This is a genomic window from Aeromonas sp. 130281, from assembly GCF_056642115.1.
This window is the reverse complement of sequence record NZ_JBWVQS010000001.1, coordinates 1,098,638-1,121,807: the sequence shown is the minus strand read 5'-3', so window position 1 is coordinate 1,121,807 and position 23,170 is coordinate 1,098,638. Positions and strand designations below refer to the sequence as shown.

General features: G+C 63.3%; 25 protein-coding genes. 23 read left to right on the top strand and 2 right to left on the bottom strand.

The window, feature by feature from the left end; genetic code table 11:
- Position 1 precedes the first annotated feature (1 nt).
- The 18 genes from AC1IN8_RS04965 (at position 2) to AC1IN8_RS04880 (ending at position 16,077) form a co-directional block, all read left to right on the top strand.
- On the top strand, positions 2–2,143 hold the full coding sequence (locus AC1IN8_RS04965) for a chemotaxis protein CheA (RefSeq protein WP_479758246.1): 2,142 nt from the start codon (positions 2–4) through the stop codon (positions 2,141–2,143).
- Between the two features lie 31 nt (positions 2,144–2,174).
- Positions 2,175–3,287 (top strand): protein-glutamate methylesterase/protein-glutamine glutaminase, encoded by a 1,113-nt coding sequence (locus AC1IN8_RS04960; RefSeq protein ID WP_247625818.1) that lies wholly within the window; start codon positions 2,175–2,177, stop codon positions 3,285–3,287.
- 2 nt (positions 3,288–3,289) lie between these two features.
- Positions 3,290–4,027, top strand: a complete 738-nt coding sequence (locus AC1IN8_RS04955; RefSeq protein WP_162519155.1) for a flagellar motor protein — start codon at positions 3,290–3,292, stop codon at positions 4,025–4,027.
- Positions 4,028–4,029: 2 nt separating this feature from the next.
- A complete protein-coding gene (locus AC1IN8_RS04950) occupies positions 4,030–4,938 on the top strand; it encodes a flagellar motor protein MotB (protein WP_202046406.1) in 909 nt (302 codons plus the stop codon).
- Between the two features lie 4 nt (positions 4,939–4,942).
- Entirely contained in the window at positions 4,943–5,737 is a 795-nt protein-coding gene (locus AC1IN8_RS04945) for a ParA family protein (protein WP_139435283.1), read from the top strand.
- Positions 5,734–6,600: a chemotaxis protein CheW gene (locus AC1IN8_RS04940; RefSeq protein ID WP_139435281.1), complete on the top strand. Its 867-nt coding sequence runs from the start codon at positions 5,734–5,736 to the stop codon at positions 6,598–6,600. Before AC1IN8_RS04945 ends, AC1IN8_RS04940 begins: the two co-directional genes overlap by 4 nt.
- Before the next feature lie 69 nt (positions 6,601–6,669).
- Positions 6,670–7,158, top strand: coding sequence for a chemotaxis protein CheW (locus AC1IN8_RS04935; RefSeq protein WP_005333026.1), 489 nt, complete (start codon positions 6,670–6,672; stop codon positions 7,156–7,158).
- Positions 7,159–7,252: 94 nt separating this feature from the next.
- Positions 7,253–7,639 (top strand): DUF2802 domain-containing protein, encoded by a 387-nt coding sequence (locus AC1IN8_RS04930; RefSeq protein ID WP_479758242.1) that lies wholly within the window; start codon positions 7,253–7,255, stop codon positions 7,637–7,639.
- Positions 7,640–7,874: 235 nt separating this feature from the next.
- A complete protein-coding gene (ccmA, locus tag AC1IN8_RS04925) occupies positions 7,875–8,510 on the top strand; it encodes a cytochrome c biogenesis heme-transporting ATPase CcmA (protein ID WP_139435277.1) in 636 nt (211 codons plus the stop codon).
- Between the two features lie 2 nt (positions 8,511–8,512).
- Positions 8,513–9,181, top strand: coding sequence for a heme exporter protein CcmB (gene ccmB / locus AC1IN8_RS04920; RefSeq protein WP_202046404.1), 669 nt, complete (start codon positions 8,513–8,515; stop codon positions 9,179–9,181).
- 164 nt (positions 9,182–9,345) lie between these two features.
- Positions 9,346–10,086 carry a heme ABC transporter permease gene (locus tag AC1IN8_RS04915; protein WP_025326267.1) on the top strand — a complete coding sequence of 247 codons (741 nt, stop codon included), beginning with the start codon at positions 9,346–9,348 and terminating at the stop codon, positions 10,084–10,086.
- Between the two features lie 2 nt (positions 10,087–10,088).
- Positions 10,089–10,295: a heme exporter protein CcmD gene (gene ccmD / locus AC1IN8_RS04910; RefSeq protein ID WP_202046403.1), complete on the top strand. Its 207-nt coding sequence runs from the start codon at positions 10,089–10,091 to the stop codon at positions 10,293–10,295.
- Positions 10,292–10,783 (top strand): cytochrome c maturation protein CcmE, encoded by a 492-nt coding sequence (gene ccmE / locus AC1IN8_RS04905; protein WP_025326269.1) that lies wholly within the window; start codon positions 10,292–10,294, stop codon positions 10,781–10,783. Before ccmD ends, ccmE begins: the two co-directional genes overlap by 4 nt.
- Before the next feature lie 165 nt (positions 10,784–10,948).
- On the top strand, positions 10,949–12,904 hold the full coding sequence (locus AC1IN8_RS04900) for a heme lyase CcmF/NrfE family subunit (protein WP_202046402.1): 1,956 nt from the start codon (positions 10,949–10,951) through the stop codon (positions 12,902–12,904).
- Positions 12,901–13,431: a DsbE family thiol:disulfide interchange protein gene (locus AC1IN8_RS04895; RefSeq protein WP_139435269.1), complete on the top strand. Its 531-nt coding sequence runs from the start codon at positions 12,901–12,903 to the stop codon at positions 13,429–13,431. Before AC1IN8_RS04900 ends, AC1IN8_RS04895 begins: the two co-directional genes overlap by 4 nt.
- An 11-nt stretch (positions 13,432–13,442) precedes the next feature.
- Positions 13,443–13,922 (top strand): cytochrome c-type biogenesis protein, encoded by a 480-nt coding sequence (locus AC1IN8_RS04890; RefSeq protein ID WP_139435267.1) that lies wholly within the window; start codon positions 13,443–13,445, stop codon positions 13,920–13,922.
- Positions 13,919–15,187, top strand: a complete 1,269-nt coding sequence (ccmI, locus tag AC1IN8_RS04885; RefSeq protein ID WP_479758238.1) for a c-type cytochrome biogenesis protein CcmI — start codon at positions 13,919–13,921, stop codon at positions 15,185–15,187. Before AC1IN8_RS04890 ends, ccmI begins: the two co-directional genes overlap by 4 nt.
- 80 nt (positions 15,188–15,267) lie before the next feature.
- On the top strand, positions 15,268–16,077 hold the full coding sequence (locus tag AC1IN8_RS04880) for an MlaA family lipoprotein (protein ID WP_479758236.1): 810 nt from the start codon (positions 15,268–15,270) through the stop codon (positions 16,075–16,077).
- Positions 16,078–16,180: 103 nt separating this feature from the next.
- Here AC1IN8_RS04880 and sodB read toward each other — a convergent pair whose 3' ends face one another.
- Positions 16,181–16,765 (bottom strand): superoxide dismutase [Fe], encoded by a 585-nt coding sequence (gene sodB, locus AC1IN8_RS04875; protein ID WP_010673954.1) that lies wholly within the window; start codon positions 16,763–16,765, stop codon positions 16,181–16,183.
- A gap of 287 nt (positions 16,766–17,052) precedes the next feature.
- Here sodB and AC1IN8_RS04870 point away from each other — a divergent pair, with 287 nt between their 5' ends.
- Positions 17,053–17,397 carry a Grx4 family monothiol glutaredoxin gene (locus tag AC1IN8_RS04870; protein ID WP_139435261.1) on the top strand — a complete coding sequence of 115 codons (345 nt, stop codon included), beginning with the start codon at positions 17,053–17,055 and terminating at the stop codon, positions 17,395–17,397.
- Positions 17,398–17,607: 210 nt separating this feature from the next.
- On the opposite strand, the gene AC1IN8_RS04865 is transcribed toward AC1IN8_RS04870, so the two are convergent.
- Entirely contained in the window at positions 17,608–18,819 is a 1,212-nt protein-coding gene (locus AC1IN8_RS04865; RefSeq protein ID WP_202046398.1) for an RsmB/NOP family class I SAM-dependent RNA methyltransferase, read from the bottom strand.
- A gap of 211 nt (positions 18,820–19,030) precedes the next feature.
- Between AC1IN8_RS04865 and AC1IN8_RS04860 the strand changes: the two genes are divergently transcribed.
- The 4 genes from AC1IN8_RS04860 (at position 19,031) to AC1IN8_RS04845 (ending at position 23,089) form a co-directional block, all read left to right on the top strand.
- On the top strand, positions 19,031–21,007 hold the full coding sequence (locus AC1IN8_RS04860; protein ID WP_479758233.1) for a reprolysin-like metallopeptidase: 1,977 nt from the start codon (positions 19,031–19,033) through the stop codon (positions 21,005–21,007).
- Positions 21,004–21,327, top strand: coding sequence for a hypothetical protein (locus AC1IN8_RS04855; protein ID WP_139435256.1), 324 nt, complete (start codon positions 21,004–21,006; stop codon positions 21,325–21,327). The genes AC1IN8_RS04860 and AC1IN8_RS04855 overlap by 4 nt, the downstream gene beginning before the upstream one ends.
- A gap of 164 nt (positions 21,328–21,491) precedes the next feature.
- A complete protein-coding gene (gene pdxH / locus AC1IN8_RS04850; protein WP_202046396.1) occupies positions 21,492–22,130 on the top strand; it encodes a pyridoxamine 5'-phosphate oxidase in 639 nt (212 codons plus the stop codon).
- Entirely contained in the window at positions 22,130–23,089 is a 960-nt protein-coding gene (locus AC1IN8_RS04845; RefSeq protein WP_429109508.1) for a LysR substrate-binding domain-containing protein, read from the top strand. Before pdxH ends, AC1IN8_RS04845 begins: the two co-directional genes overlap by 1 nt.
- Positions 23,090–23,170 lie beyond the last annotated feature (81 nt).

Here is a 23,170-nt window from a genome sequence, read left to right as displayed (position 1 = left end):
CATGGCCTTCGAAGTTGATGAAGACATACTGCAAGACTTTTTGGTCGAAGCATCAGAAATATTGGAACAGTTGTCTGAACAACTGGTCGACTTGGAAAAGCGGCCCGATGACAAGAATCTGTTGAATGCCATCTTTCGCGGCTTCCATACCGTCAAGGGGGGAGCGGGTTTCCTCTCCCTAACCGAGCTGGTGGACGTCTGCCACGGTGCCGAGAACCTGTTCGACATGCTGCGCAACGGCAAGCGAACCCTCAGTGCCGAGCTGATGGATGTCATCTTGCAGGCCCTTGATGCCATCAACGTCATGTTTGCCCAGGTGCAGAACCGGGAGCCGACCAGCCCGGCCTCTGCGGATCTGCTGCACGATCTGCACGAATTGTGCAAACCCGAAGGGCAGGAGCAGCTGCGTACCGCCAGTGTTGCCGCCCCGCAGCAGCCAGAACCCGAGCCCGAACCTGAACCCGTCATCGTCGCCGAAAGCGCCCCTGTGGCCGTCAACGGTGGCGGCTCCATCGACGAGATCTCCGCCGACGAATTCGAACGCCTGCTGGATGAACTGCACGGTGCCGGCAAGGCGCCGACGGTGTCTGCCGCCCCCGTGTTGAGCGGTTCGGGCGACATCACGGACGACGAGTTCGAGGCCCTGCTCGATCAGCTGCACGGCCAGGGCCAGCACGGCGGCGCCCCGGATCTCTCCCCGCTGCAATCGGTACAAAAAGAGGTGGACGAGCTCATCGACGACGACGAGTTCGAACGCCTGCTGGATGAATTGCATGGCCGTGGCCAGGCGCCCCAGCACAGCATGGCGGCTGCTCCGGCTCCCGAGCCCAAGGCTCCCGCCGCGCCCGTGACCCCCAAGGCGCCGGTCGCGGCCAGCGCCGCCCCCGCCAAACCCGCCCCTGCCCCGGCCAAACCGGCTCCGGCACCCGCCCCTGCCAAGCAGGCGGCCCCCGCCGAGAGCAGTGCGGTGCAAAACGACACTACGGTGCGGGTGGATACCAAGACCCTGGACGTCATCATGAACATGGTGGGCGAGCTGGTGCTGGTGCGAAACCGCCTGGTGAGCCTCGGCATCGCCAGCAACGACGAAGAGATGTCCAAGGCGGTGGCCAACCTGGATGTGGTGACCGCCGATCTGCAGGGCGCGGTCATGAAGACCCGCATGCAACCTATCAAGAAAGTCTTCGGTCGCTTCCCCCGCGTTGTGCGCGATCTCGCCCGCACCCTCAAGAAAGAGATCGAGCTGGTGATGGTGGGTGAAGAGACGGATCTCGACAAGAACCTGGTGGAGGCCCTGGCCGATCCCCTGGTTCACCTGGTGCGCAACTCCTGCGACCACGGGGTCGAGATGCCGGACGTGCGGGAGAAGGCGGGCAAGCCCCGTCAGGGCACCATCACCCTGAGCGCCTCCCAGCAGGGTGACCATATCCTGCTCTGCATCGAGGATGACGGCGCCGGCATGGATCCGGAGAAGCTCAAAGCCATCGCCATCAGCCGTGGCGTGCTCGATGCCGACAGCGCGGCGCGCATGAGCGACAACGACGCCTACAACCTGATCTTCGCCCCCGGTTTCTCCACCAAGTCCGAGATCTCCGACATCTCGGGTCGTGGCGTCGGCATGGATGTGGTGAAGACCAGCATCGTCAGCCTCAATGGCTCGGTGCACATCGATTCGACCTGGGGCAAGGGCACCCGCCTCGAGATCAAGGTCCCCCTGACCCTGGCCATACTGCCGACCCTGATGGTGGAAGTGGGTGAACAGACCTTCGCCCTGCCGCTTGGCTGCGTGAACGAAATCTTCCACCTGGATCTGAAGAAGGCCAACGTGGTGGACGGCCAGCTCACCATCATAGTCCGTGACAAGGCGATCCCGCTGTTCTACCTGCACAAGTGGCTGGTACGCGGTGCCGGCAGAACGGCCCGCCAGGACACAGGCCACGTGGTCATCGTCCAGATCGGCACCCAGCAGGTGGGCTTCGTGGTGGACAACCTCATCGGTCAGGAAGAGGTGGTGATCAAGCCGCTCGATAACCTGTTGCAAGGGACCCCCGGCATGGCCGGCGCCACCATCACCAGTGATGGCGGCATCGCCCTCATCCTGGACGTGCCCAGCCTGCTCAAGGCCTATGCCCGCCGCCACTGAGCGTCTGGCCCAAGGAGTTAAAAGAATAACAATGGCAGTCAAGGTATTAGTGGTCGACGATTCGAGTTTCTTCCGTCGTCGGGTCAGCGAGATCATCAATCAGGATCCCCTGATGACGGTGATCGACACGGCCCAGAACGGCCGGGAGGCGGTAGACAAGGCGCTGCAGTTGCGGCCTGACGTCATCACCATGGACATCGAAATGCCGGTGCTCGACGGCATCAGCGCCGTGCGCGAGATCATGGCCAAGTGCCCGACCCCCATACTGATGTTCTCCTCGCTGACCCACGAGGGGGCCAAGGCGACCCTGGATGCACTGGATGCCGGAGCCCTGGATTTCCTGCCCAAGAAGTTCGAAGACATAGCCCGGGACAAGGATGAGGCCGTCAAGCTGCTGCAACAGCGCGTCAGGGAGATAGCCCGCAAGCGCTTCCTGATGGCGGCCGCCAGACCCCGGACGCCTGAGCCTGCGGTGCGCCCCGCCCTCGGCGCTGCCTTGGCACGTCCTCTTGAGCGCCAGCCCGAGCCGGTTCGCGCCGCGGCGCCCGCCAGCTTCAAGCGCAGCGGCAAGAGCTATCAGCTGGTGGCCATCGGCACCTCCACCGGTGGCCCGGTGGCGCTGCAGAATGTGCTGACCAAGCTGCCGGGAGATTTCCCTCACCCCATATTGCTGATCCAGCATATGCCGGCCACCTTCACCGCGGCCTTCGCCGCCCGTCTCAACGGCCTGTGCCAGATCGGGGTCAAGGAGGCTGAAGACGGTGATGTGCTGAGGCCTGGTCACGCCTATCTGGCCCCAGGTGGCAAGCAGATGCTGCTGGAAGGGCGTGGGCCAGGTGCTCGCCTTCGCATCATAGAGGGCAATGACAAGGTCAACTACAAGCCCTGCGTCGACATCACCTTCGCCTCCGCCGCCAAGATCTACGGCGACAAGGTGCTCGCCATCGTGCTGACCGGCATGGGCGCCGATGGCCGGGACGGGGCGCGTCTGCTCAAGGAGCAGGGCGCCACCATCTGGGCGCAGGATGAAGCCTCCTGCGTGGTCTACGGCATGCCTCAGGCGGTTGCCAAGGCGGGCATAGCCAGCGAATCCCTGCCGCTGGACAGGGTGGCCCAGCGCATCCTGGTCGAGTTGGGCCGCTGACCATGGGCATGTTCGGCCTGGTGCTGGCGCTGGTCGCCGTGGCCGTCGCCCAATGGTGGCACGGCGGCAGCCTGCTGACCCTGCTGGATGGCCCTGCCTTCGTCATCGTGGTCGGGGGCACCTGGGGTGCCGTCATCCTGCAGACGCCCCGCAAATACATGCTGTCCGCCCTCGCCCAAGCGCGCTGGATGCTGTTCCCGCCGCAACTGGATCTGGTGCAGCAGGCCGAGCGCCTGCAGGCCTGGGCCCAGTTTGCGCGCCAGCAGGGGTTGCTGGCCCTGGAGAATCAGGCCGAACAGGAGAGCGATCCCTTCACCCGCCAGGGGCTCACCATGATAGTGGACGGCGTCTCCATCGAGGATATCCGCCGCCTGCTGGAGGCGGACATCGACATCGAGCAGGAGCGCAACGAGCACGCTGCCAGGGTGTTCGAGGCCATGGGGGGCTACAGCCCGACCATAGGCATCATAGGGGCCGTGATAGGCCTCATCCAGGCCATGTTTCATCTGGAGGAGCCGGGCACCCTGGGCGCCGGCATCGCCATCGCCTTCGTCGCGACCATCTACGGGGTGGGCTTTGCCAACCTCCTCTATCTGCCGATAGCGAATCGCCTGCGGGCATTCCACTACCACTACGGTCTCTATCAGGAGATGACGCTGGAAGGGTTGCTGGCCATCGCCCACGGGGAGAACGGCCAGCAGGTTGAACGGCGGCTACGGGCTTATCTGAAAGGGGAATAGCCATGCGCAAGCGCTATCGTTTGCACCTGCAGGGGCGAGAACATCTCGATCGCTGGCTGGTCTCCTATGCCGATTACATGACGCTCATCTTCGCCCTCTTCGTGGTGCTCTACTCGGTGGCCATCGTCAACAAGGAGCAGTACCGCGCCGTCATCGAGGGCATGACCCAGGCCTTCAACCAGGTGCCGCGCAGCGATGGCCTGCTGGAAGGGCAGGGCAACTCCCTGCTCAACAACCCGGTGTCGGCCGCGCCTTCCCTGCTGGAGAGCCAGGCCTCCCCGTCGCCTTCGCGCGCCCCCATCACGGGCACCCCGATCCAGCAAGACGGCACGGCCCTTGCGACCATAGACCTGCAACTGCAGGAGGCCATGGGCGCCCTGGTGGATGCCGGCGTGGTCAAGCTGGCGAAGGATGACAACTGGCTGACGGTGGAGCTGAGTTCCGGCCTGCTGTTTCGCAGCGGCAGCGCCTTTCTGGGGAGCAATGCGGCCCCTGTGCTCGATACGCTTTCAGGTATTCTGAAACCGGTCGATAACTATGTCAGGGTGCGGGGTTACACGGATAACCAGCCGATCAACAACGAAATGTTTCGCTCCAACTGGACCCTGTCTGCCGCCCGCGCCGAGGCAGTGCTCGGTGCCCTGGTGGCCAAGGGGATAGCCCCCGAGCGGCTCGCCTACGAGGCCTATGGGGAGTTCTCCCCCTTCGCCGACAACGGCAGCGAACAGGGGCGGTTACAGAATCGCAAGGTCGTGGTCGCCATATCCAGATTCGCCTGGGTGCCGCGACTCCCCGTCAACTCCCTGACGGTGACGCCGGCTCCGGCCGCGCCACAGAGCGTCGACAGCGAGAACGTCAGAGTGGTGACGCTGCCCGGTGGTGGCATACGCATAACAACAAGGCAGGATTGATACAGTGATTGTTTGGACGGTTGCCAATCAGAAGGGTGGAGTCGGTAAAACCACCACGGTCGTCTCCCTGGCGGGCATTCTGGCCCAGCGTGGCCAGCGGGTACTGCTGATCGACACCGATCCCCACGCCTCCCTGACCTCGTATTTCGATTTTGACTCGGACCGGCTGGAAGGCACCCTCTACGAGCTGTTCCAGGCGGCCAAGCCCAGTGCCGAGCTGGTCAACCGGATGACCCTGAAGACCAAGTTCGAGAACATCCACCTGCTGCCCGCCTCCATCACGCTGGCGACCCTGGACAGGGTCATGGGCAACCGGGAAGGCATGGGGCTGGTGCTCAAGCGTGCCCTGTTGCGGGTGCAGGACCAGTATGACTATGTGCTCATCGACTGCCCGCCCGTGCTGGGGGTGATGATGGTCAATGCGCTGGCGGCCTGCGATCGCATCCTGGTGCCGGTGCAGACCGAATTTTTGGCCTTGAAGGGGCTGGAGCGAATGATGAAGACCTTCGAGATCATGCAGCGATCCAAGCGGGACAAGTTCCGCTATACCGTGATCCCGACCATGTTCGACAAGCGTACCCGGGCCTCCCTGATGACGCTGCAGTCCATCAAGGAGCAGTATGGGGAGGCGGTGTGGAATGCGGTCATTCCCATCGACACCAAATTCCGGGATGCCAGCCTGCTGCACATACCCCCGTCCATCTATGCACCGGGCAGCCGTGGCACCTATGCCTACGAGACCCTGCTCAACAATCTCGATGCGCTTGAGCGTCAACGGACCCAGGAGGTGAAGCCATGAGAGAGACCACCCAGGTTCGGGCCATGGATGACTATTTCCACTCCCTGCTGCTCGATGATCTCCTGCTGCGGGACGATCCGGACGAGGAGGCACCGGCCCCTGTGCTGCAGTTGCAGCCTCAGCCCGCCCCCTTGCCCGAGGTGGCTGCGGCCCCCTATCTCGAAGCCGACAGCCGGCTGGCGCAACTGAGCGAGCTGCTCGCCCAGGTGAGCCAGGTGCAGGATGAGATGGATGTCCTGAGCCATGAAGAGCTGCATGTCGAGCCCTTCCAGCTCGAGGTCGAGGCAGAGCCCGAGCCAGTCGAGGTGGCCCTGGTGACGCCCGAGGTGATCCCGGTGATCGCCGAGCCCGTCGCCCTGGCACTGGCCGAACCCGTGCTGGCGGCGGAACCCGAGCCTGCCCCTGCGCCCTGGGAAAACCTGGATACCGGCAACGAGTTTCAGGCGCTCTTCTTCGACGTGGCCGGAGTGACCTTCGCCGTGCCCCTGACCGAGCTCGGCGGCATTCACCAACTGGGGGAGGTGACTTCCCTGTTCGGCCAGCCGGGCTGGTACAAGGGGATCATGACCTCCCGGGAGCAGAAGATGAACGTGGTCGACACGGCCCAGTGGGTCATGCCGGGCCAGCATCTGGAGATAGACGAGTACAAATATCTGATTATGCTGGGGGAATCACCCTGGGGGCTGGCCTGTCATCAGTTGAAGGGCACCGAACTGCTGCATCGGGATCAGGTGAAGTGGCGCCATCAGGAGGGGAAACGCCCCTGGCTGGCGGGCATGGTCAAGGAGAAGATGTGTGCCCTGCTGCACGTCAGGGAGCTCTTGGTGCTCCTTGGCCGAGGCGTGAACATCGAAGGCCGCTGACAACATCGGCACTGCCATGGTTTTATTGCTAATTTTACCCGTTGACGGGTTCATACAAGGATCAAGAAGATGACAGAGAAGCGCAATATTGCACAAAATCTGGCCGAGGACGAAGTGCTGCAGTGGGTGACCTTCCAGTTGGAAAACGAGACCTATGGCATCAACGTGATGCAGGTCCAGGAAGTGTTGCGCTACACCGAGATAGCCCCGGTACCGGGTGCGCCCGACTATGTGCTGGGCATCATCAACCTGCGTGGCAACGTGGTGACCGTCATCGACACCCGCTCCCGCTTCGGCCTGCCGGCCGGTGATGTGAGCGAGAATTCGCGCATCGTCATCATAGAGGCGGAGAAGCAGGTGATCGGCATCATGGTGGACAGCGTGGCCGAGGTGGTCTATCTGCGCTCCTCCGAGATCGACGCCGCCCCGGCAGTGGGCACCGAGGAGAGCGCCAAGTTCATCCAGGGTGTCAGCAACCGCGACGGTCAGCTGCTGATCCTGGTGGATCTCAACAAGCTGCTCTCCGACGAAGAGTGGGACGATATCGGCTCCCTGTAACGGCGCGTCAAAAAGTGATACAACAGCGGTCCCGGATCTGCCTGCGGCACCTTGATGCCGAGCGGGACCCTGTGATGAGGAAGGTGACAGTTTGATGATTGAATTCGCAGCCTTGGGGTTGTCCTTGTTGGCGCTGGTGCTGGCCCTCTACGGTCTATTGGGTTACCGCCGCCGTCAGCGAGAGTCCGAGGCCAGGATGGAGACGCTGCAGGGGCAGCTCGAGAGTCTGCGCAAGCAGATGATGGAGCTGCATACCGGTGCCATCGGCATGGGGCAGCGCCTGCAATCCGCCGAAGGGGCCATGCAGAAGATCCAGGATAGCCAGCAGGAGTTGACCCTGCAGGATCCGGAGCGCCGCCTCTACAGCCGCGCCGCCAAGATGGTGGAGCTCGGCGCCGATCTCGACGAGGTGATGAGCGAATGCGAGTTGCCCCAGGCCGAAGCCGAGTTGCTGATCTCCCTGCGCAAGGGTCGCACCTGACCCCTGCTTCAGGTCGAGAGGGGAGGCATGTGCCGCCCCTCTTTTCCCTGCCACCTCTTCCCCTGCTACCCCTTCCTCTGCCCGTGCCTGGCCACTCCAGTTTCCCCTGCCACATCTTCTTCTGCCGGTGCGCGATCTCCCCCACAAATCCTGTTGATTATTGGCATCTTTGAAAAGACGCCTCCGGATCCTGTGTTAAGATGCAGGCCGCCTCATTTTCAACGATTACACCCTCATGCTGCTTCAAGCCAACAATCTGAGCTGCGTGCGTGAAGATCGCACCCTGTTTGAACATCTCTCCTTCGCGGTGCGCTCGGGCGATCTGATGCAGATTGAAGGCCCCAACGGGGTGGGCAAGACCAGCCTGCTGCGGTTGCTGACCGGCCTCTCCCAACCCTTCGCGGGGGAGGTGTGCTGGAACGGTGAGAACATCCGCCACTGCCGGGATGAGTACCATGCCAGCCTGCTCTACCTGGGCCATCAGCCCGGCGTTAAGGCGACCCTGACCCCTCTGGAGAACCTCTCCTTCTATCAGAAGCTGCACGGCACGGCCGAGGCTTCCGTGGATCTCTGGCAGGTGCTGGCCCAGGTCGGCCTCGCCGGCTTCGAGGATTATCCCGCGGGCCAGCTCTCCGCCGGGCAGCAGCGGCGGGTGGCGCTGGCGAGGCTCTGGCTGTCTGAGCGCCCGGCGCTCTGGATCCTCGACGAGCCCTTCACCGCCATCGACAAGCAGGGGGTCAGGGTGCTGGAGCAGTTGTTCCTGACCCACGCGGATCGGGGGGGCATGGTGGTGCTCACCACCCATCAGGATCTGACCCTGATGCAGGGGCGGCTCAAGACCCTCTCCCTGACCTCGCTGTTGCAGGAGTAGCCATGCTGCGCGCCGTCATACACCTTATTCACCGCGAGTTGCTGATGGCCCTGCGCCAGCGCGCTGACATCTTCAACCCGCTCTGGTTCTTCCTCATCGTCATCACCCTCTTTCCGCTCGGCATCGGGCCCGAGCCCCAGCTGCTGGCCCGCATCGCCCCCGGCATCATCTGGGTGGCGGCCCTGCTGGCGGCCATGCTCTCCCTGGAGCGGCTGTTTCGCGACGACTTCAGCGACGGTGCCCTGGAGCAGATGATGCTGATGCCTCATCCCCTCGGGCTGCTGGCGCTGGCGAAAGTGATCGCTCACTGGTTACTGACCGGCCTGCCGCTGCTGCTGATCTCTCCGCTGCTCGCCATCCTGCTCTCCCTGGACATGAAGAGCTATCTGGCCGTGGTGGCCACTCTGGCCCTCGGTACCCCTGTGCTGAGCCTGCTCGGCGCCGTCGGGGTGGCGCTGACGGCGGGACTGCGCAAGGGGGGCGTGCTGCTCAGCCTGCTGCTGCTGCCGCTCTATATCCCGGTGCTGATCTTCGCCACCTCCGCCATCGATGCGGCGAGCATGGGGTTGCCCTACGGGGGGCAGCTGGCGATCCTGGGGGCCATGCTGGTGGGGGCCCTGACCCTGACGCCCCTGGCCATCTCGGCGGCACTGCGGGTCAGCGTCAACTGATTAATTATCTAAAAAGCCTCCTTTGAGGCTGTTTTTTGAAAAATATAATTGAGATAGATCAAGGGGATGGCTGCTTATTGCTTTCGGGGGATATGATGTTTCCCGGCGGTGGGTATGGTAGCCCTCGCCACTTAAAAATTAATAACTGAAAGGTTCTGTGAGCTATGTGGAAATGGTTGCACCCTTATGCCAAACCCGAGCGCGCCTATGGGCTGGCCGGCACCCTGCTGCCCTGGTTTGTCGTGACAAGCCTGCTCGCCTTCATCATAGGCACCGTCTGGGGGCTGGCCTTTGCCCCCGCCGATTATCAGCAGGGAGACTCTTTCAGGATCATCTACATCCACGTGCCTGCCGCCATCCTCTCCATGGGGGCCTACTCCACCATGGCGGTGGCGGCCTTCATCGGCCTGGTGTGGCAACTGCGCATGGCGGACATGACGGTGGCGGCCATCGCCCCGGTGGGCGCCGTCTTCACCTTCATCGCCCTCTTCACCGGCGCCGCCTGGGGCAAGCCCATGTGGGGCACCTGGTGGGTGTGGGACGCGCGCCTCACCTCGGAGCTTATCCTGCTGTTTCTCTACCTCGGCGTCATCGCCCTCTACAACGCCTTCAGCGACAAGGTAGTGGCGGGGCGAGCCGCCGGCATACTGGCGCTGGTGGGGGTGATCAACCTGCCCATCATTCACTACTCGGTGGAGTGGTGGAACACCCTGCACCAGGGCGCCTCCATCACCAAGTTTGACAAGCCCTCCATCTCCCCCGAGATGCTGTGGCCGCTGCTCATCATGATACTGGCGTTTGCGACCTTCCTCGGGGCCCTGACCCTGATGCGGTTCAGGAACGAGCTCCTGATGCGGGAGTGGCACCGCCCCTGGGTTGCCGACATCGCCAGACAGGAGAAGTAAGCATGCACTTTGCCTCATTCAGCGACTTCATGGCCATGGGCGGTTACGCCTTCTACGTCTGGCTCTCCTTCGGCCTGACCGCGATCTGCCTGGTCGGCATCGTCATTTCCACCCGGTTGAAAACCCGCAGCCTGCTCGGCGAATTGCGCAACAAGCAGGCCCGCGAGGCCCGTCGCAAGGCGGCCCAGCAGATGGAGAACACCCTATGAACCCGAGACGCAAGAAACGCCTCACCATCATTCTGGCCATCAGCCTGGGCCTCGCCAGCGTGACTGGTCTGGTGCTCTATGCCCTCAGCCAGAACATCGATCTCTTCTATACCCCAAGCGAATTGGTGGAAGGCAAGGGGCCGGACAAGATCAAGCCGGAAGAGGGTCAGCGCCTGCGCATCGGCGGCCTGGTGGTGCCGGGCTCGGTGCAGCGGGATCCCCAGAGCCTCAAGGTGGCCTTCAAGCTGGTGGACAACGGGGGCCATCTGGTGACGGTGGAGTTTGACGGCATACTGCCGGATCTCTTCCGGGAAGGGCAGGGCATAGTCGCCCAGGGCACCCTCAAGGATGCGACCACGGTGGCTGCCTTCGAGGTGCTGGCCAAGCACGACGAGAATTACATGCCGCCGGAAGTGGCGGACGCCACCAATGGCATGCACTTCAAGCCCGAATATACCGAGGCGCAATTGCAGGGGGCCAAGCAATGACGTTGGCAGCCTTGATCTTGTGTTCACCTCGTTTCGCCGCCGGATCGGTATGTCTCACAGCGCCATCGAAAGGAAATAGTCAATGATCCCCGAAGTAGGGCAGTTCTCACCGTCTCATGCCTGTGCACCGGTTCTGGTCGCGGCGCAATTGAAAGGAAGTCAGCCATGATCCCTGAACTGGGGCAATTCGCACTGATCCTGGCCTTTGCCACCGCCCTGCTGCTGGGGAGCTACCCGCTGATCGGCGCCCGACTGGGGCGTCTCGGCATGATGTCGGCGGCCCGTCCGCTCGCCTACAGCCAGTTCCTGCTGCTGCTGCTCTCCTTCCTCTGCCTCACCTGGGCCTTCGTCGACAACGACTTCACCGTGCAGTATGTGGCCACCAACTCCAACAGCCTGTTGCCGTTGCAGTACCGCATCTCGGCGGTGTGGGGGGCTCACGAGGGTTCCCTGCTGCTCTGGGTGCTGACCCTGGGGGGCTGGACCGCGGCCGTGGCCCTGTTCAGCCGCAGCCTGCCGCTGGATGCGGTGGCGCGGGTGCTGGGGGTGCTCGGCCTCATCTCGGTGGGCTTCACCGCCTTCGTGCTGTTCACCTCTGACCCCTTCACCCGCACCCTGCCGTACTTCCCGGTGGATGGGCGCGACCTCAACCCCCTGCTGCAGGATCCCGGCCTCATCTTCCACCCCCCCATGCTCTACATGGGTTACGTCGGCTTCTCGGTGGCCTTCGCCTTTGCCATCGCCTCCCTGATGACGGGGCGCCTCGACGCCACCTGGGCGCGCTGGTCCCGTCCCTGGACCATGGCGGCCTGGGTCTTCCTGACCCTTGGCATAGTGCTCGGCTCCTGGTGGGCCTATTACGAGCTCGGCTGGGGCGGCTGGTGGTTCTGGGATCCGGTGGAAAACGCCTCCTTCATGCCCTGGCTGGCGGGCACGGCCCTGCTCCATTCCCTGGCGGTGAGCGAGAAGCGCGCCACCTTCAAGGCCTGGACTGTGCTGCTGGCGCTCTCGGCCTTCTCCCTGAGCCTGTTGGGTACCTTCCTGGTGCGCTCCGGCGTGCTGGTGTCGGTCCACGCCTTTGCATCCGACCCGACCCGCGGCCTCTTCATCCTGGGCTTCCTGCTGGCGGTGATAGGCAGCTCCTTGCTGCTGTTCGCCTTCAAGGGCTCCCAAGTAAAGAGCCACGGCAAGCACGAGCTCTGGAGTCGCGAGACCCTGCTGCTTGGCAACAACATCCTCTTGGTGGCAGGCCTGCTGACTGTGCTGCTCGGCACCCTGCTGCCCCTGGTGCACAAGGAGCTGGGGCTTGGCAGCATCTCCATCGGCACCCCCTTCTTCAACCACATCTACAGCTGGCTCATCATCCCGTTTGCCCTGCTGCTGGGGGTGGGGCCACTGTTCCGCTGGCGCCGTCAGGAGCTCGGTGAGCTCAAGGGCAAGGTGGTGCTGGCCCTGGGGCTGAGCCTGGCCGCCGCCCTGCTGCTGCCGCAGCTCTTCGCCGGGGAGTTCAAGCCCTGGGCCGCGCTCGGCATAGGCCTGGGCAGCTGGATCATCATCACCAGCATCCAGGAGACCTGGGTGCGCGCCACCCACAAGCACGGCTTTGCCACCGGGGTGCGCAAACTCGGCAACAGCCACTGGGCCATGATCCTCGGCCACGTGGGGCTCGCGGTCAGCATCATCGGCATCGCCTGCACCCAGAACTACAGCATCGAGAAGGACTTGCGGATGCAGGCCGGCGATCGGGTGCACTTCGCCGACTACGAATTCGTGTTTGCCGGCATCAGCGAAAAGAACGGCCCCAACTACGACGGCTTCAAGGGGGTGCTTGAGGTGCACAGGAACGGCAAGCAGGTGGCCCTGCTCAAGCCCGAGAAGCGGATGTACAAGGTCAGTCGCATGCCGATGACGGAAGCCGCCATCGATGCCGGCTTCACCCGGGATCTCTATGCGGCGCTGGGCGAACAGCTCGACAACGGCGCCTGGGCGGTGCGGATCTACTACAAGCCCTTCGTGCGCTGGATCTGGTTCGGCGGCGTCTTCATGGCCATCGGCGGCGTGCTGGCCATGCTGGACAAGCGCTACCGGTTCGGCCGTCGTGACGAGGAGACCAAGGCATGAGCAAGAAGACCTGGCTGTTTCTGCTGCCCTTCATCATCTTCCTGATGGGGGCCGTGTTCCTGTTCAAGGGGCTTTACTCGGACCCCACCAAGCTGGAATCCGTGATGGTGGACAAGGAGGTGCCCGTGTTCACCCTGCAGGACATCTACGACCTCGACAAGCAGCATGACAGGAGCATCTTCAAGGGGCGTCCCATGCTGCTCAACGTCTGGGCCACCTGGTGCCCGACCTGCTATGGGGAGCACACCTACCTCAAGCAGCTGGCGGGGCAGGGCATTCCCATCGTCGGCATGAACTACAAGGATGAGCGGGACAAGGCCATCAAGTGGCTGGCGGAGCTCGGCAACCCCTATGAGGTCAACCTCTATGATCCGGACGGCATGCTGGGGCTGGATCTGGGGGTCTACGGCGCCCCCGAGACCTTCTTCATCGACAGCCAGGGCATCATCCGCTATCGCCACGTGGGGGACGTCAATCCCGAGGTCTGGGCCTCGACCCTCAAACCCATCTTCGAGGCCATGAAGTGAGGGCAACTCTGATGAAAACGCTTATTGCATCCCTGTTGCTGCTGGCGGGCCTGCTGGGTGCCGGCCAGGCTCGCGCCGCCATCGACGTCTACACCTTCGACAGCGATGCCCAGGAGCAGACCTTCCGCGAGCTGACCAAGGAGCTGCGCTGCCCCAAGTGCCAGAACCAGGACATCGCCGACTCCAATGCGGGGCTCGCCAAGGATCTGAGGGACAAGACCTACCAGATGGTGCGGGAAGGCAAGGACAAGCAGGAGGTGGTGGATTACATGGTGGCCCGTTACGGCAACTTCATCCTCTATGATCCCCCCCTGATGGCCTCCACCCTGATCCTCTGGCTGGGCCCCCTGCTGGTCATCGTCATCGGTGCCGCCACTGTGGTGGTGCGCAGCCGCCGTGCCCCGGCGGCGACAAAACGAATGGATAACGCCCTGAGCGAAGAAGAGCGGCGCCGTCTGGCCGAGCTGCTCAAAGAGGAAGAGAAACAATGACCGCATTTTGGATAGTGATCGCGGCCCTGCTGGCGCTGGCGAGCCTGGCGCTGATCCTGCCGCTGTGGCGCGGCGAGGGTCGCCAGAGCATCAGCCGTTCGGCCCTCAACAAGCAGCTCTACCGTCAGCGTCTGCGGGAGATAGGCGAGGAGCGTGAGCAGGGGATACTGGCCGAGGAGGCCGAGTCCCTGGTGGAGCTGCAACGCAGCCTGCTGGACGACATCCCCGACGTGGAGCAGAGCGCCCGCGGCGGCAAGAGCCTGACCTGGATCCCGGGTGTGCTGGTGCTGGTGGTGGTGAGTCTGGGGCTTTATTACCAGCTGGGGGCCTGGCAGGAGGTGAGCCGCTGGCAGGATGCCAGCAGCCGTCTGGGGGAGCTGAGCAACCGCATCCTGGTGGAGCGGGATGCCGAGGTGACAGAGCAGGATCTGCTGGATTTCACCTTAGGCCTGCGTACCCGCCTCAAGGATGAACCGAACGACTACCGCGGCTGGCTGCTGCTGGGGCGTCTGACCCTGGATGGCAACGACCCCGAGATGGCCCGCGAGGCGCTGGAGCGGGCCTACTCCCTGGCCCCGCAGAAGGCCATGGTGGCGGTACCCTATGCCCAGGCCCTGATGATGACGGGGGAGGAGGCCAGGGCGGATCAGCTGCTGCAGGCGGCCATCGCCCAGGATCCGGCCAACATAGAGGCGCGCTCGGTCCATGCCTTCATGGCGCTGCAGAAAGAGGACTTCCAGACCGCGCTGGTGCGCTGGCGAGCCATGTTGCCGCTGCTGGAGAAGGGCTCGACCCGTCACGCCATGGTGGAGCGCTCCATCGAGTATGCCGAGCAGCAACTGCGTCAGCGCGGCATCGTCGTGACAGCCGCACCCGCCGCCCAGGCCGAGCAGGGCAATGCCCAGGTAGTGGCGGTGAAGGAGGGAGAGTATCCCCTGCACATCACTCTGGCGCCGGGCATCCAGCTGCCGGAGGATGCCCACCTGTTCGTCTTTGCGGTGATCCCCAATGGCCCGCCCATGCCCATCGCGGTCAAGCGCATCCCGGGTCCGCAGTTGCCCCTCACCCTGTCACTGGGGGATGGGGATGCCATGATAGAGGGGAGCAAGCTGGCGGCCTATCCCGAGCTGCAGTTCAAGGCTCGCCTCTCCCGGGGCGGCAACGTCATGAACAAGGAAGGCGCCTTCGAGGGGGTCTCGGTCACAGTGCCGACCACCACCATCCCCACAGCGCCGATTGACATCCGCATCGATCACGCACTCTAATACCCCCTTGGCCCGACCCCGGGACGGGGCGGGCCTACCTATAATCCATAAAGATTCCCAAAAAAGCTTAGGACTTTCATATGTATCTGCGTTCAGGAGCATTGGCAGTGGCACTGCTGTTGGGGGGCTGTGCCGGTGGCCCTCCCAAGCCGGGCCCAGAGAGCCTGGATCTCAACGAAACCCCCATCCGCCCCGGGGCATCCAGCACGGCCAGCGATCCCCGCGACCCCTTCCAGGGGGCGAACCGGGCCATGTGGGCCATCAACTACGACGTGCTGGAACCCTATGTGGCCCGGCCCGTGGTCCATGGCTATGCCCGCTATGTGCCGCAGGGGATGAAGGACGGCATCGACAACCTGGTGGAGAACTTCGACGAGCCAAGCAGCATGATCAACCACCTGCTGGTCGGCGATCTGAAGGGGGCGGGGACCAACCTGGGCCGCTTCACCCTCAACACCACCATAGGTCTGCTGGGGATCTTCGACGTGGCCAAGCATGCCGGCCTCGAGCGCAACATGCTGGAGATGGATACTGTGCTCGGCAAGGCGGACATCGGGGATGGCGCCTACATCATGGTGCCCGTCTACGGCCCGACCACCACCCGCGAGCTGGTGGGGGACACCATCGATACCCTCTACTTCCCCTACGCCCTGCTGACCTTCCCGATGAAGTTCGTGCACTGGGCGCTGGATGGCCTGGGCACGCGCTCCAAGCTGATCGATCAGGAGCGGATCATCGACAATGCGCTCGATCCTTATGCCCTGACCAAGGACTTCTACCTGCAGTACAACGACGGCAAGGTGACGGGTCGCCAGCCTGAGCTCAAGCAGCAGGGCCAGCAGGAGGATGACAGCAACCTGGACGAGTACCTGGACGAGATAGACCAGTAACGACCCATGGTTATCAGAAAGGCGCCCATGGCGCCTTTTTCGTTGGTCGTTCGCCATAAAAAAACGCCCCGCAGTGCGGGGCGTTTTGGCAAGAAAGAGGCTATCAGGCAGCCAGGTTCTTGGCCACGAATTCCCAGTTGACCAGGGCCCAGAAGGTTTCCATGTACTTCGGACGCAGGTTGCGGAAATCGATGTAGTAGGCGTGCTCCCACAGGTCGACAGTCAGCAGCGGGGTGGTCCCGGCTTCGGTCAGCGGGCAGCCGGCGTTGGAGGTGTTGACGATGGCCAGGGAGCCGTCGGCTTTCTTCACCAGCCAGGTCCAGCTGGAACCGAAGTTGCCGATGGCAGACTTGGTGAACGCATCCTTGAACTCGGCGAAGGAGCCGAACGCCTTGGTGATGGCATCGGCCAGGGCGCCGGTGGGCTCGCCACCGCCGTTCGGGGAGAGGCAGTGCCAGTAGAAGGTGTGGTTCCAGATCTGGGCGGCGTTGTTGAAGACACCGCCAGTGGAGGTCTTGATGATCTCTTCCAGAGACTTGCCTTCAAACTCGGTACCCGGCACCAGGTTGTTCAGGTTGACCACGTAGGTGTTGTGGTGCTTGCCGTGGTGATATTCCAGGGTTTCCTGGGAGATGTGCGGTTCCAGAGCATTGATTGCATAGGGCAGAGCGGGAAGTTCGAAAGCCATTTTCTACTCTCCATTGGCTGGGCCGTGCGAAGGCGACGGTTGCAAGACATTGCGTACTCTTTTCTATGTTGAAAAGAATTGTTCTTGAAATGATGGGGCCAGACGGCCCAAAGCCCGTCGATTGTAGCAGCATCAAAGATGGGCGAACAACTCTTGATTCTCGCCATGATCCGGATCAAGCTGCGGCGTATTGATTCATCACTTCTTGCATTCGGGACGGTTTGCCAGTTTGTGGTCTGCCCGGTTTGCAGTAGAATGGCCGCCGAAATCGCTCTAGTGAGGCATTTATGGAAACTATTGAAAAGATCAAACAGCAGCTGGCTGAGAATCCCATCATCCTGTACATGAAGGGATCCCCCAAGCTACCCAGCTGCGGTTTCTCTGCCCAGGCCTCCCAGGCCCTGATGTCCTGTGGCGAGCCCTTTGCTTACGTCGACATCCTGCAAAACCCGGACATCCGTGCCGAGCTGCCGAAATTTGCCAACTGGCCGACCTTCCCGCAGCTGTGGGTGGAAGGTGAGCTGGTCGGTGGTTGCGACATCATGATCGAGATGTTCCAGGCTGGCGAGCTGCAGACCCTGATCAAGGAAGTCGCCGCCAAGCACAAGCAGGATGATGCCGCCGCCGAATAAGGTCGCATCCACATCATGCAAAAAGGGGAGCCATTGGCTCCCCTTTTCTATGGGTGCGCTGACAGCCCAGAACCTGTTCACGATGTGTCACGAGAGGCTGTCAGCAAGGTGAAGAGCCGCGGAGGAACCGGAGTGTGTAGATACACATGAGGATTACGAGCATCAAATGAGCCTTGATCACGGCCTCGCAGTCAGATCGTGAGCGGGTTCTCAGCCGATGCGCTCGATCCGTGCCATGTAGAAACCGTCGAAGCCGGTCTCTGAGGGGCTGACGGTGTGGTCATCCCGCAGGCGATAGTTCTCGTTGGCCGCGAGGAACTTGTCCACCTGCTGGCGGTTCTCCTCTGGCAGGATGGAGCAGGTTGCATAGACCAGCAGGCCGCCCACCTTCACCATCTGGCTGTAGCGCTGCAGGATCTCTTCTTGCAGGGCGACCAGCACCGGCAGGCGCTCGGCGGTGTCGCGCCACTTGGCATCCGGATTGCGCTTGAGCACGCCAAGACCGGAGCAGGGCACGTCCAGCAACACGCGATCGGCGCTCTCCTTGAGGCGCTTGACGGTCTTGCTGCTGGTGATGACCCGGGTCTCCACGTTGTGGGCACCGGCGCGGCGGGCGCGCTGCTTGAGGTTCTCCAGCTTCCACTCTTCCACGTCCATCGCCAGCAGGCGGCCCTTGCCTTCCATCATGGCGGCGATGTGCAGTGTCTTGCCACCGGCACCGGCGCAGGCGTCGATGACCCGCATGCCCGGGGTCACTTCCAGGGCGGCGGCGACCAGCTGGGAGCCGGCATCCTGCTGCTCGAAGCAGCCATCGGCAAAGGCCTTGGTGCGGAACAGGGCGGCGTCCGAGGTGACCTGCAGGGCAGTCTCCACCCCGTCAACCGGAATGGTGGTGACATGCTCTTTGGCCAGTATGGCCTGCAGCTCTTCCCGGGTGCACTTGAGGGTGTTGACCCGCAGGTAGCGCTTGGGCATCCAGGCCAGGGCGGCACGCTCGGCAGGCCAGGCCTCCCCCAGCTGCTCGCTGCCCAGCTTCTCCAGCCAGCTCGGGCAACCATCCATCAGCACCGGGTTCTTCTTCGCCTCGGTCAGACGGCGGCGGAATGCCTCTTCATTGAAGCGATCCAGGGTCGGGTTGTTGGGCTGGGCAATCTTGTGGAAGGCGTGCCAGCTGTGCAGCAGCGGCCAGACATTCTTTTCGGCCTGACGCACCTGGATGCCGGTCAGGAAGCAATAGAGGCTGAGACGACGCAGCAGGTCGCCGGTGACCAGGGCAATCCTTGCCTGTTCTTGCGGTTTGAGTTCGATGCCGGAGAAGTGACGGGCATAAGCGCGGTCCAGGGTGAGACCCTGACCGAGTACATCGTCAACAATGGCAACGACCAGATCCCCGAAACGGGGCAACAGTGGGGATTTGAGCATGAGATTAACCTTGGCCAAAAAAGGATGAACCGGCCCGTGACACAGGAGGGTTCTGAAACGGACAAATCCGCGCCATGATAGGGGCTAGACTGCATTGGTGCAACCGTCCCCATTCGGGGAATGTACAGAGGATGGGGCTGGACTTCTCACCCTGGCAGGAAAATGATGCTGAGGCAGTTCAGGCGAACGCATGGAAAAAGGAATAACAAAGATGCAGTTGATGAAATACTCTCCGCTGGCGTTGCTGGTAGCCGGTCTGATGAACGCCACCGGCCTGGCCGCCAGTGAGTGGAATACGGTGGCGGCGCGGGCCACCGCCGCCGATGGCTATGAGGTGCGGGCCAGCCAATATCGCATTGCCACTGTGCCGGCCGATCACTTCGCCGGTTTGCAGGGAGGGGAGCCCCGACTGACCCTGCCGCTGCCGGATGGCAAGGAGGTGACCTTCAACCTGCAGGCCTATGATCTGCTGCCATCGGATCTCGCCGCCAGGTATCCCGGTATTCTGGCATTCAAGGGGTATGACGAGTCCAACCCGGTGGAGACGGGGCGCTTCGATCTCGGTCCCCAGGGGTTCCACGCCATGTTCAGCCACCAGGGCCGCATGGTGTTCGTGGACCCGCTCAGAAACGGTGAAGGCTACGCTATCTATTACCAGCAGGATGCCCACAGCCGGCTGGAGGAAGAGGCGGACAGGGTCATCGGCTCCCAGGCCAAGGCGCTGGCCCGTCAGGTCCTGGTGGATGGCAACGAGCGTAAGCGCTACGTCATCGCCATCTCGGCGGCGGGGGAGTACACCCAGTATCACGGTGGCACCGTAGAGGCGGGTCTCGGCGCCATCGCCACCCTGCTCAACCGGGTCAACGAGGTGTACCAGCGTGACGTCGCCGCCGAGTTCCAGCTCGCCAGCGGCAACGACACCATCATCTTCACCGACACCGCTACCGATCCCTTCAACAACGATGACGGTGACATAGATGCCAACGTCACTGTGCAGCAGCAGGCACAGACCCAGGCTGGCACCAAGCTCGGCCCCTTCGACATAGGTCACGTGGTCAACACCGGGGGCGGCGGCCTGGCGGGGCTGGGGGTGCTCTGCACCGCGGAGAAATCGGCGGGCATGACGGGCTCCCCGGATCCGGTGGGGGATGCCTTCTTCATCGACTACGTGGCCCACGAGATCGGTCACCAGTTCGGCGCCGACCACACCTTCAACGGCACCACAGGCAGCTGTGGCGGCGGCAACCGGGAGGCCAGCCAGGCCTGGGAGCCCGGCAGCGGCAGCTCCATCATGGCCTACGCGGGGATCTGCGGGGAGGAGAACCTGCAGGCCAACAGCCTGCCCTACTTCCACAGCAAGTCCATCGAGCAGATGCGAGCCCACATGGCCACGGTCGCGAGCTGCGGCACTCCCCAGCGCCTGACCAACAACGCGCCCCAGGTCGCCGCCGGCAACGACTATGTGATCCCGGCCAACACCCCCTTCGTGCTCAAGGGCGCCGGGGCGGATCTGGATCAGGATCCCCTGAGTTACACCTGGGAGCAGATCGATCTCGGCACCGAGTCCTTCAGCGTCGCCAGCATGGTGGACGACGGCAGTCGCCCGCTGTTTCGCTTCGTGGCGCCGACCGCGTTGCCGGAGCGTACCCTGCCAAGCCTGCCCTCCCTGCTCACCAACACCCTGGCGAAGGGGGAGGCCTGGCCTGCCACCAACCGGGATCTCAACTTCCGCCTCACGGTGCGGGATGGCAAGGGCGGTGTCGCCAGTGACGACATGAAGATCCAGGTGGTCAACACCGGCAAGGCCTTTGCCCTGACCAGCCCGCTGGTGACCCCGCTGGGAGCCGGCACCAGCCAGACCATCAGCTGGGACGTGGCCGGTACCAACGCGGCCCCCATCAACTGCAGCAAGGTGGATCTCTCCCTGACCCGGGACGAGGGGGTGAGCTGGACCCTGCTCGCCAGCGGCCAGCCCAACTCCGGCTCGGCCAGCGTCACCATACCCGCAGGCAACGACGGTACCGCCAGGCTGAAGGTGGCCTGCAGTGACAACCTCTTCTTCGCCATCAGCCCGCTCAAGCTGTCGGTGACCCAACGTGGGGAAGAGGGCGGCGGTGGTGGCGGTGGCGCCCTCGGCTTCTGGACCCTGGCCCTGGCGCTGCTGGGCTGGCAACGGAGGCGGGCATGAGGCTGGCCGGCGTGCTGCTGCTCGCCCTGCTCGGCGGCTGTCAGGCCGATGCCGACACCCTGGATCAGGCGGTCAGTGCCAGCCTGGCAAGGCAGGACTACCGGCTGATAGTGCGGGCCGGTCGTGGCGAGGTGGCACCCGGCATCGCGGCGGATCAGCAGGCGGCGGCCAAGGCCCGCTGTGGCGTGCGCTACCTGGAGGGGCTCGGCGATGTCATCAAGCCGGATCAGAAGGAGGCCCACGCCAGGCTGAGCGCCTATGCGGCGGAATATAACCGGCAAATGCTGGCCCATTGCCCGCCGGTTGACGGCAAACCATAGGCAGGCGGCAAGCTGACGGCAGAAAAAGGGAGGCACAGGCCTCCCTTTGTGTTTCTGGTGCCGGCATTTGGCCGCCCCCAGGCTTGTACCCATGGCGTGCTCGTCGCACAATGCCTGCACCCATAGCCGCAGGGGCGGCAAAGAAAGAGAGAAGGAAAATCAAGATGATGGATGTGGCTGATCTGCGTCGTGAATACACCAGGGGCGGACTGCACCGTGCCGATCTGCCGGCCGAGCCTCTCGTCCTGTTCGAGAAGTGGCTGGCCCAGGCGTGCGAGGCCAGGCTGACCGACCCCACCGCCATGGTGGTGGGCACAGTGGATGCCGACGGCCAGCCCTGGCAGCGCACCGTGCTGCTCAAGCACTACGATGCCGAGGGCATGGTGTTCTACACCAATATGGGCAGCCGCAAGGCGCATCAGCTGGAGGGCAACCCCCGCATCAGCCTGCTCTTCCCCTGGCACCCCCTGGACCGCCAGGTGCACGTGACCGGCCGGGTGGAGAAGATGAGTACCTTCGAGGTGATGAAGTACTTCCACAGCCGTCCCAAGGATAGCCAGATAGCCGCTTGGGTCTCCAAGCAGTCGACCCGCATCTCGGCCCGCGGCGTGCTGGAGGCCAAGTTCCTGGAGCTCAAGCAGAAGTTTGCCAATGGCGAGGTGCCGCTGCCGAGCTTCTGGGGCGGTTTCCGGGTGCGGATCGAGACGGTGGAGTTCTGGCAGGGGGGCGAGCATCGCCTGCACGATCGCTTCTACTACACCCGCGAGGGGGATGGCTGGCACATAGAGCGACTGGCCCCCTGATGAACATAGCCAGGCTCAAGAACTTCACCGAGATAGTGAAGAACAACTTCAACATCTCGGCGACGGCAGAGAAGCTCTACACCTCCCAGCCGACCCTCAGCAAGCAGATGAAGATGCTGGAAGACGAGCTGGGGCTGGCGCTCTTCACCCGCAAGGGCAAGAACCTGGTGGGCCTGACCCCCATGGGGGAGCAGGTGATGGAGCTGGCCAAGGGGGTGGTTGCCCAGGTGGAGCAGATTGGCCAGCTCTCCCTTGGGGATCAGCTGGCCACCAGCGGGGTGCTGCGCATTGCCACCACCCACACCATGGCCCGCTACAAGCTGCCGTCGGTGATCACCGCCTTCTCCCGCCGCTATCCCGAGGTCAGCATACAGCTGCATCAGGGGGCGCCGGCCCAGCTGGCGCAGATGGTGCAAAACGGGGATGTGGAGATGGCCATCGCCACCGAGTCCATGCACCTGTTCGACGAGCTGGCGACCGTGCCCTGTTACCGCTGGGGACGCGGCGTTGTGGTGCCCCACGGTCATCCGCTGCTCGACTGCCAGCCGCTCGCCATGGCGGATCTGGCCCGTTATCCCCTCATCACCTATGTGTTCGGCTTCACCGGTCGCTCCAAGATGGACAAGGCGTTCGGTCGTCATGGCCTCAGCCCTCGCATAGTGCTGACCGCCACCGACAGCGACATCATCAAGCACTATGTGCGTCTCGGCATGGGGGTCGGGGTGATCGCCACCTCGGCGTTCGACGAGGGAGACAGGGAGAGCCTGGTCTGTCTCAACATCGATCATCTGATCGCCTCGAGCGTGGCCCATGTCTGCCTGCGCAGGCACGCCCACCTGCGGGACTATATGTACGACTTCATCCACCTCTATGCCCCCCACGTGAGCCGGGAGACGGTGCAGCTGGCGCTGCTCAACCAGGGAACGCCAGCCCCGTCGACGACCCTGCCCTGGTTGTAGCGCCGGATCCGTGCCGCAGCCCTGAACGACAGAGACAAAAAAAGAGAGGCCGTAGGCCTCTCTTCTGTTTATCGGTATGCG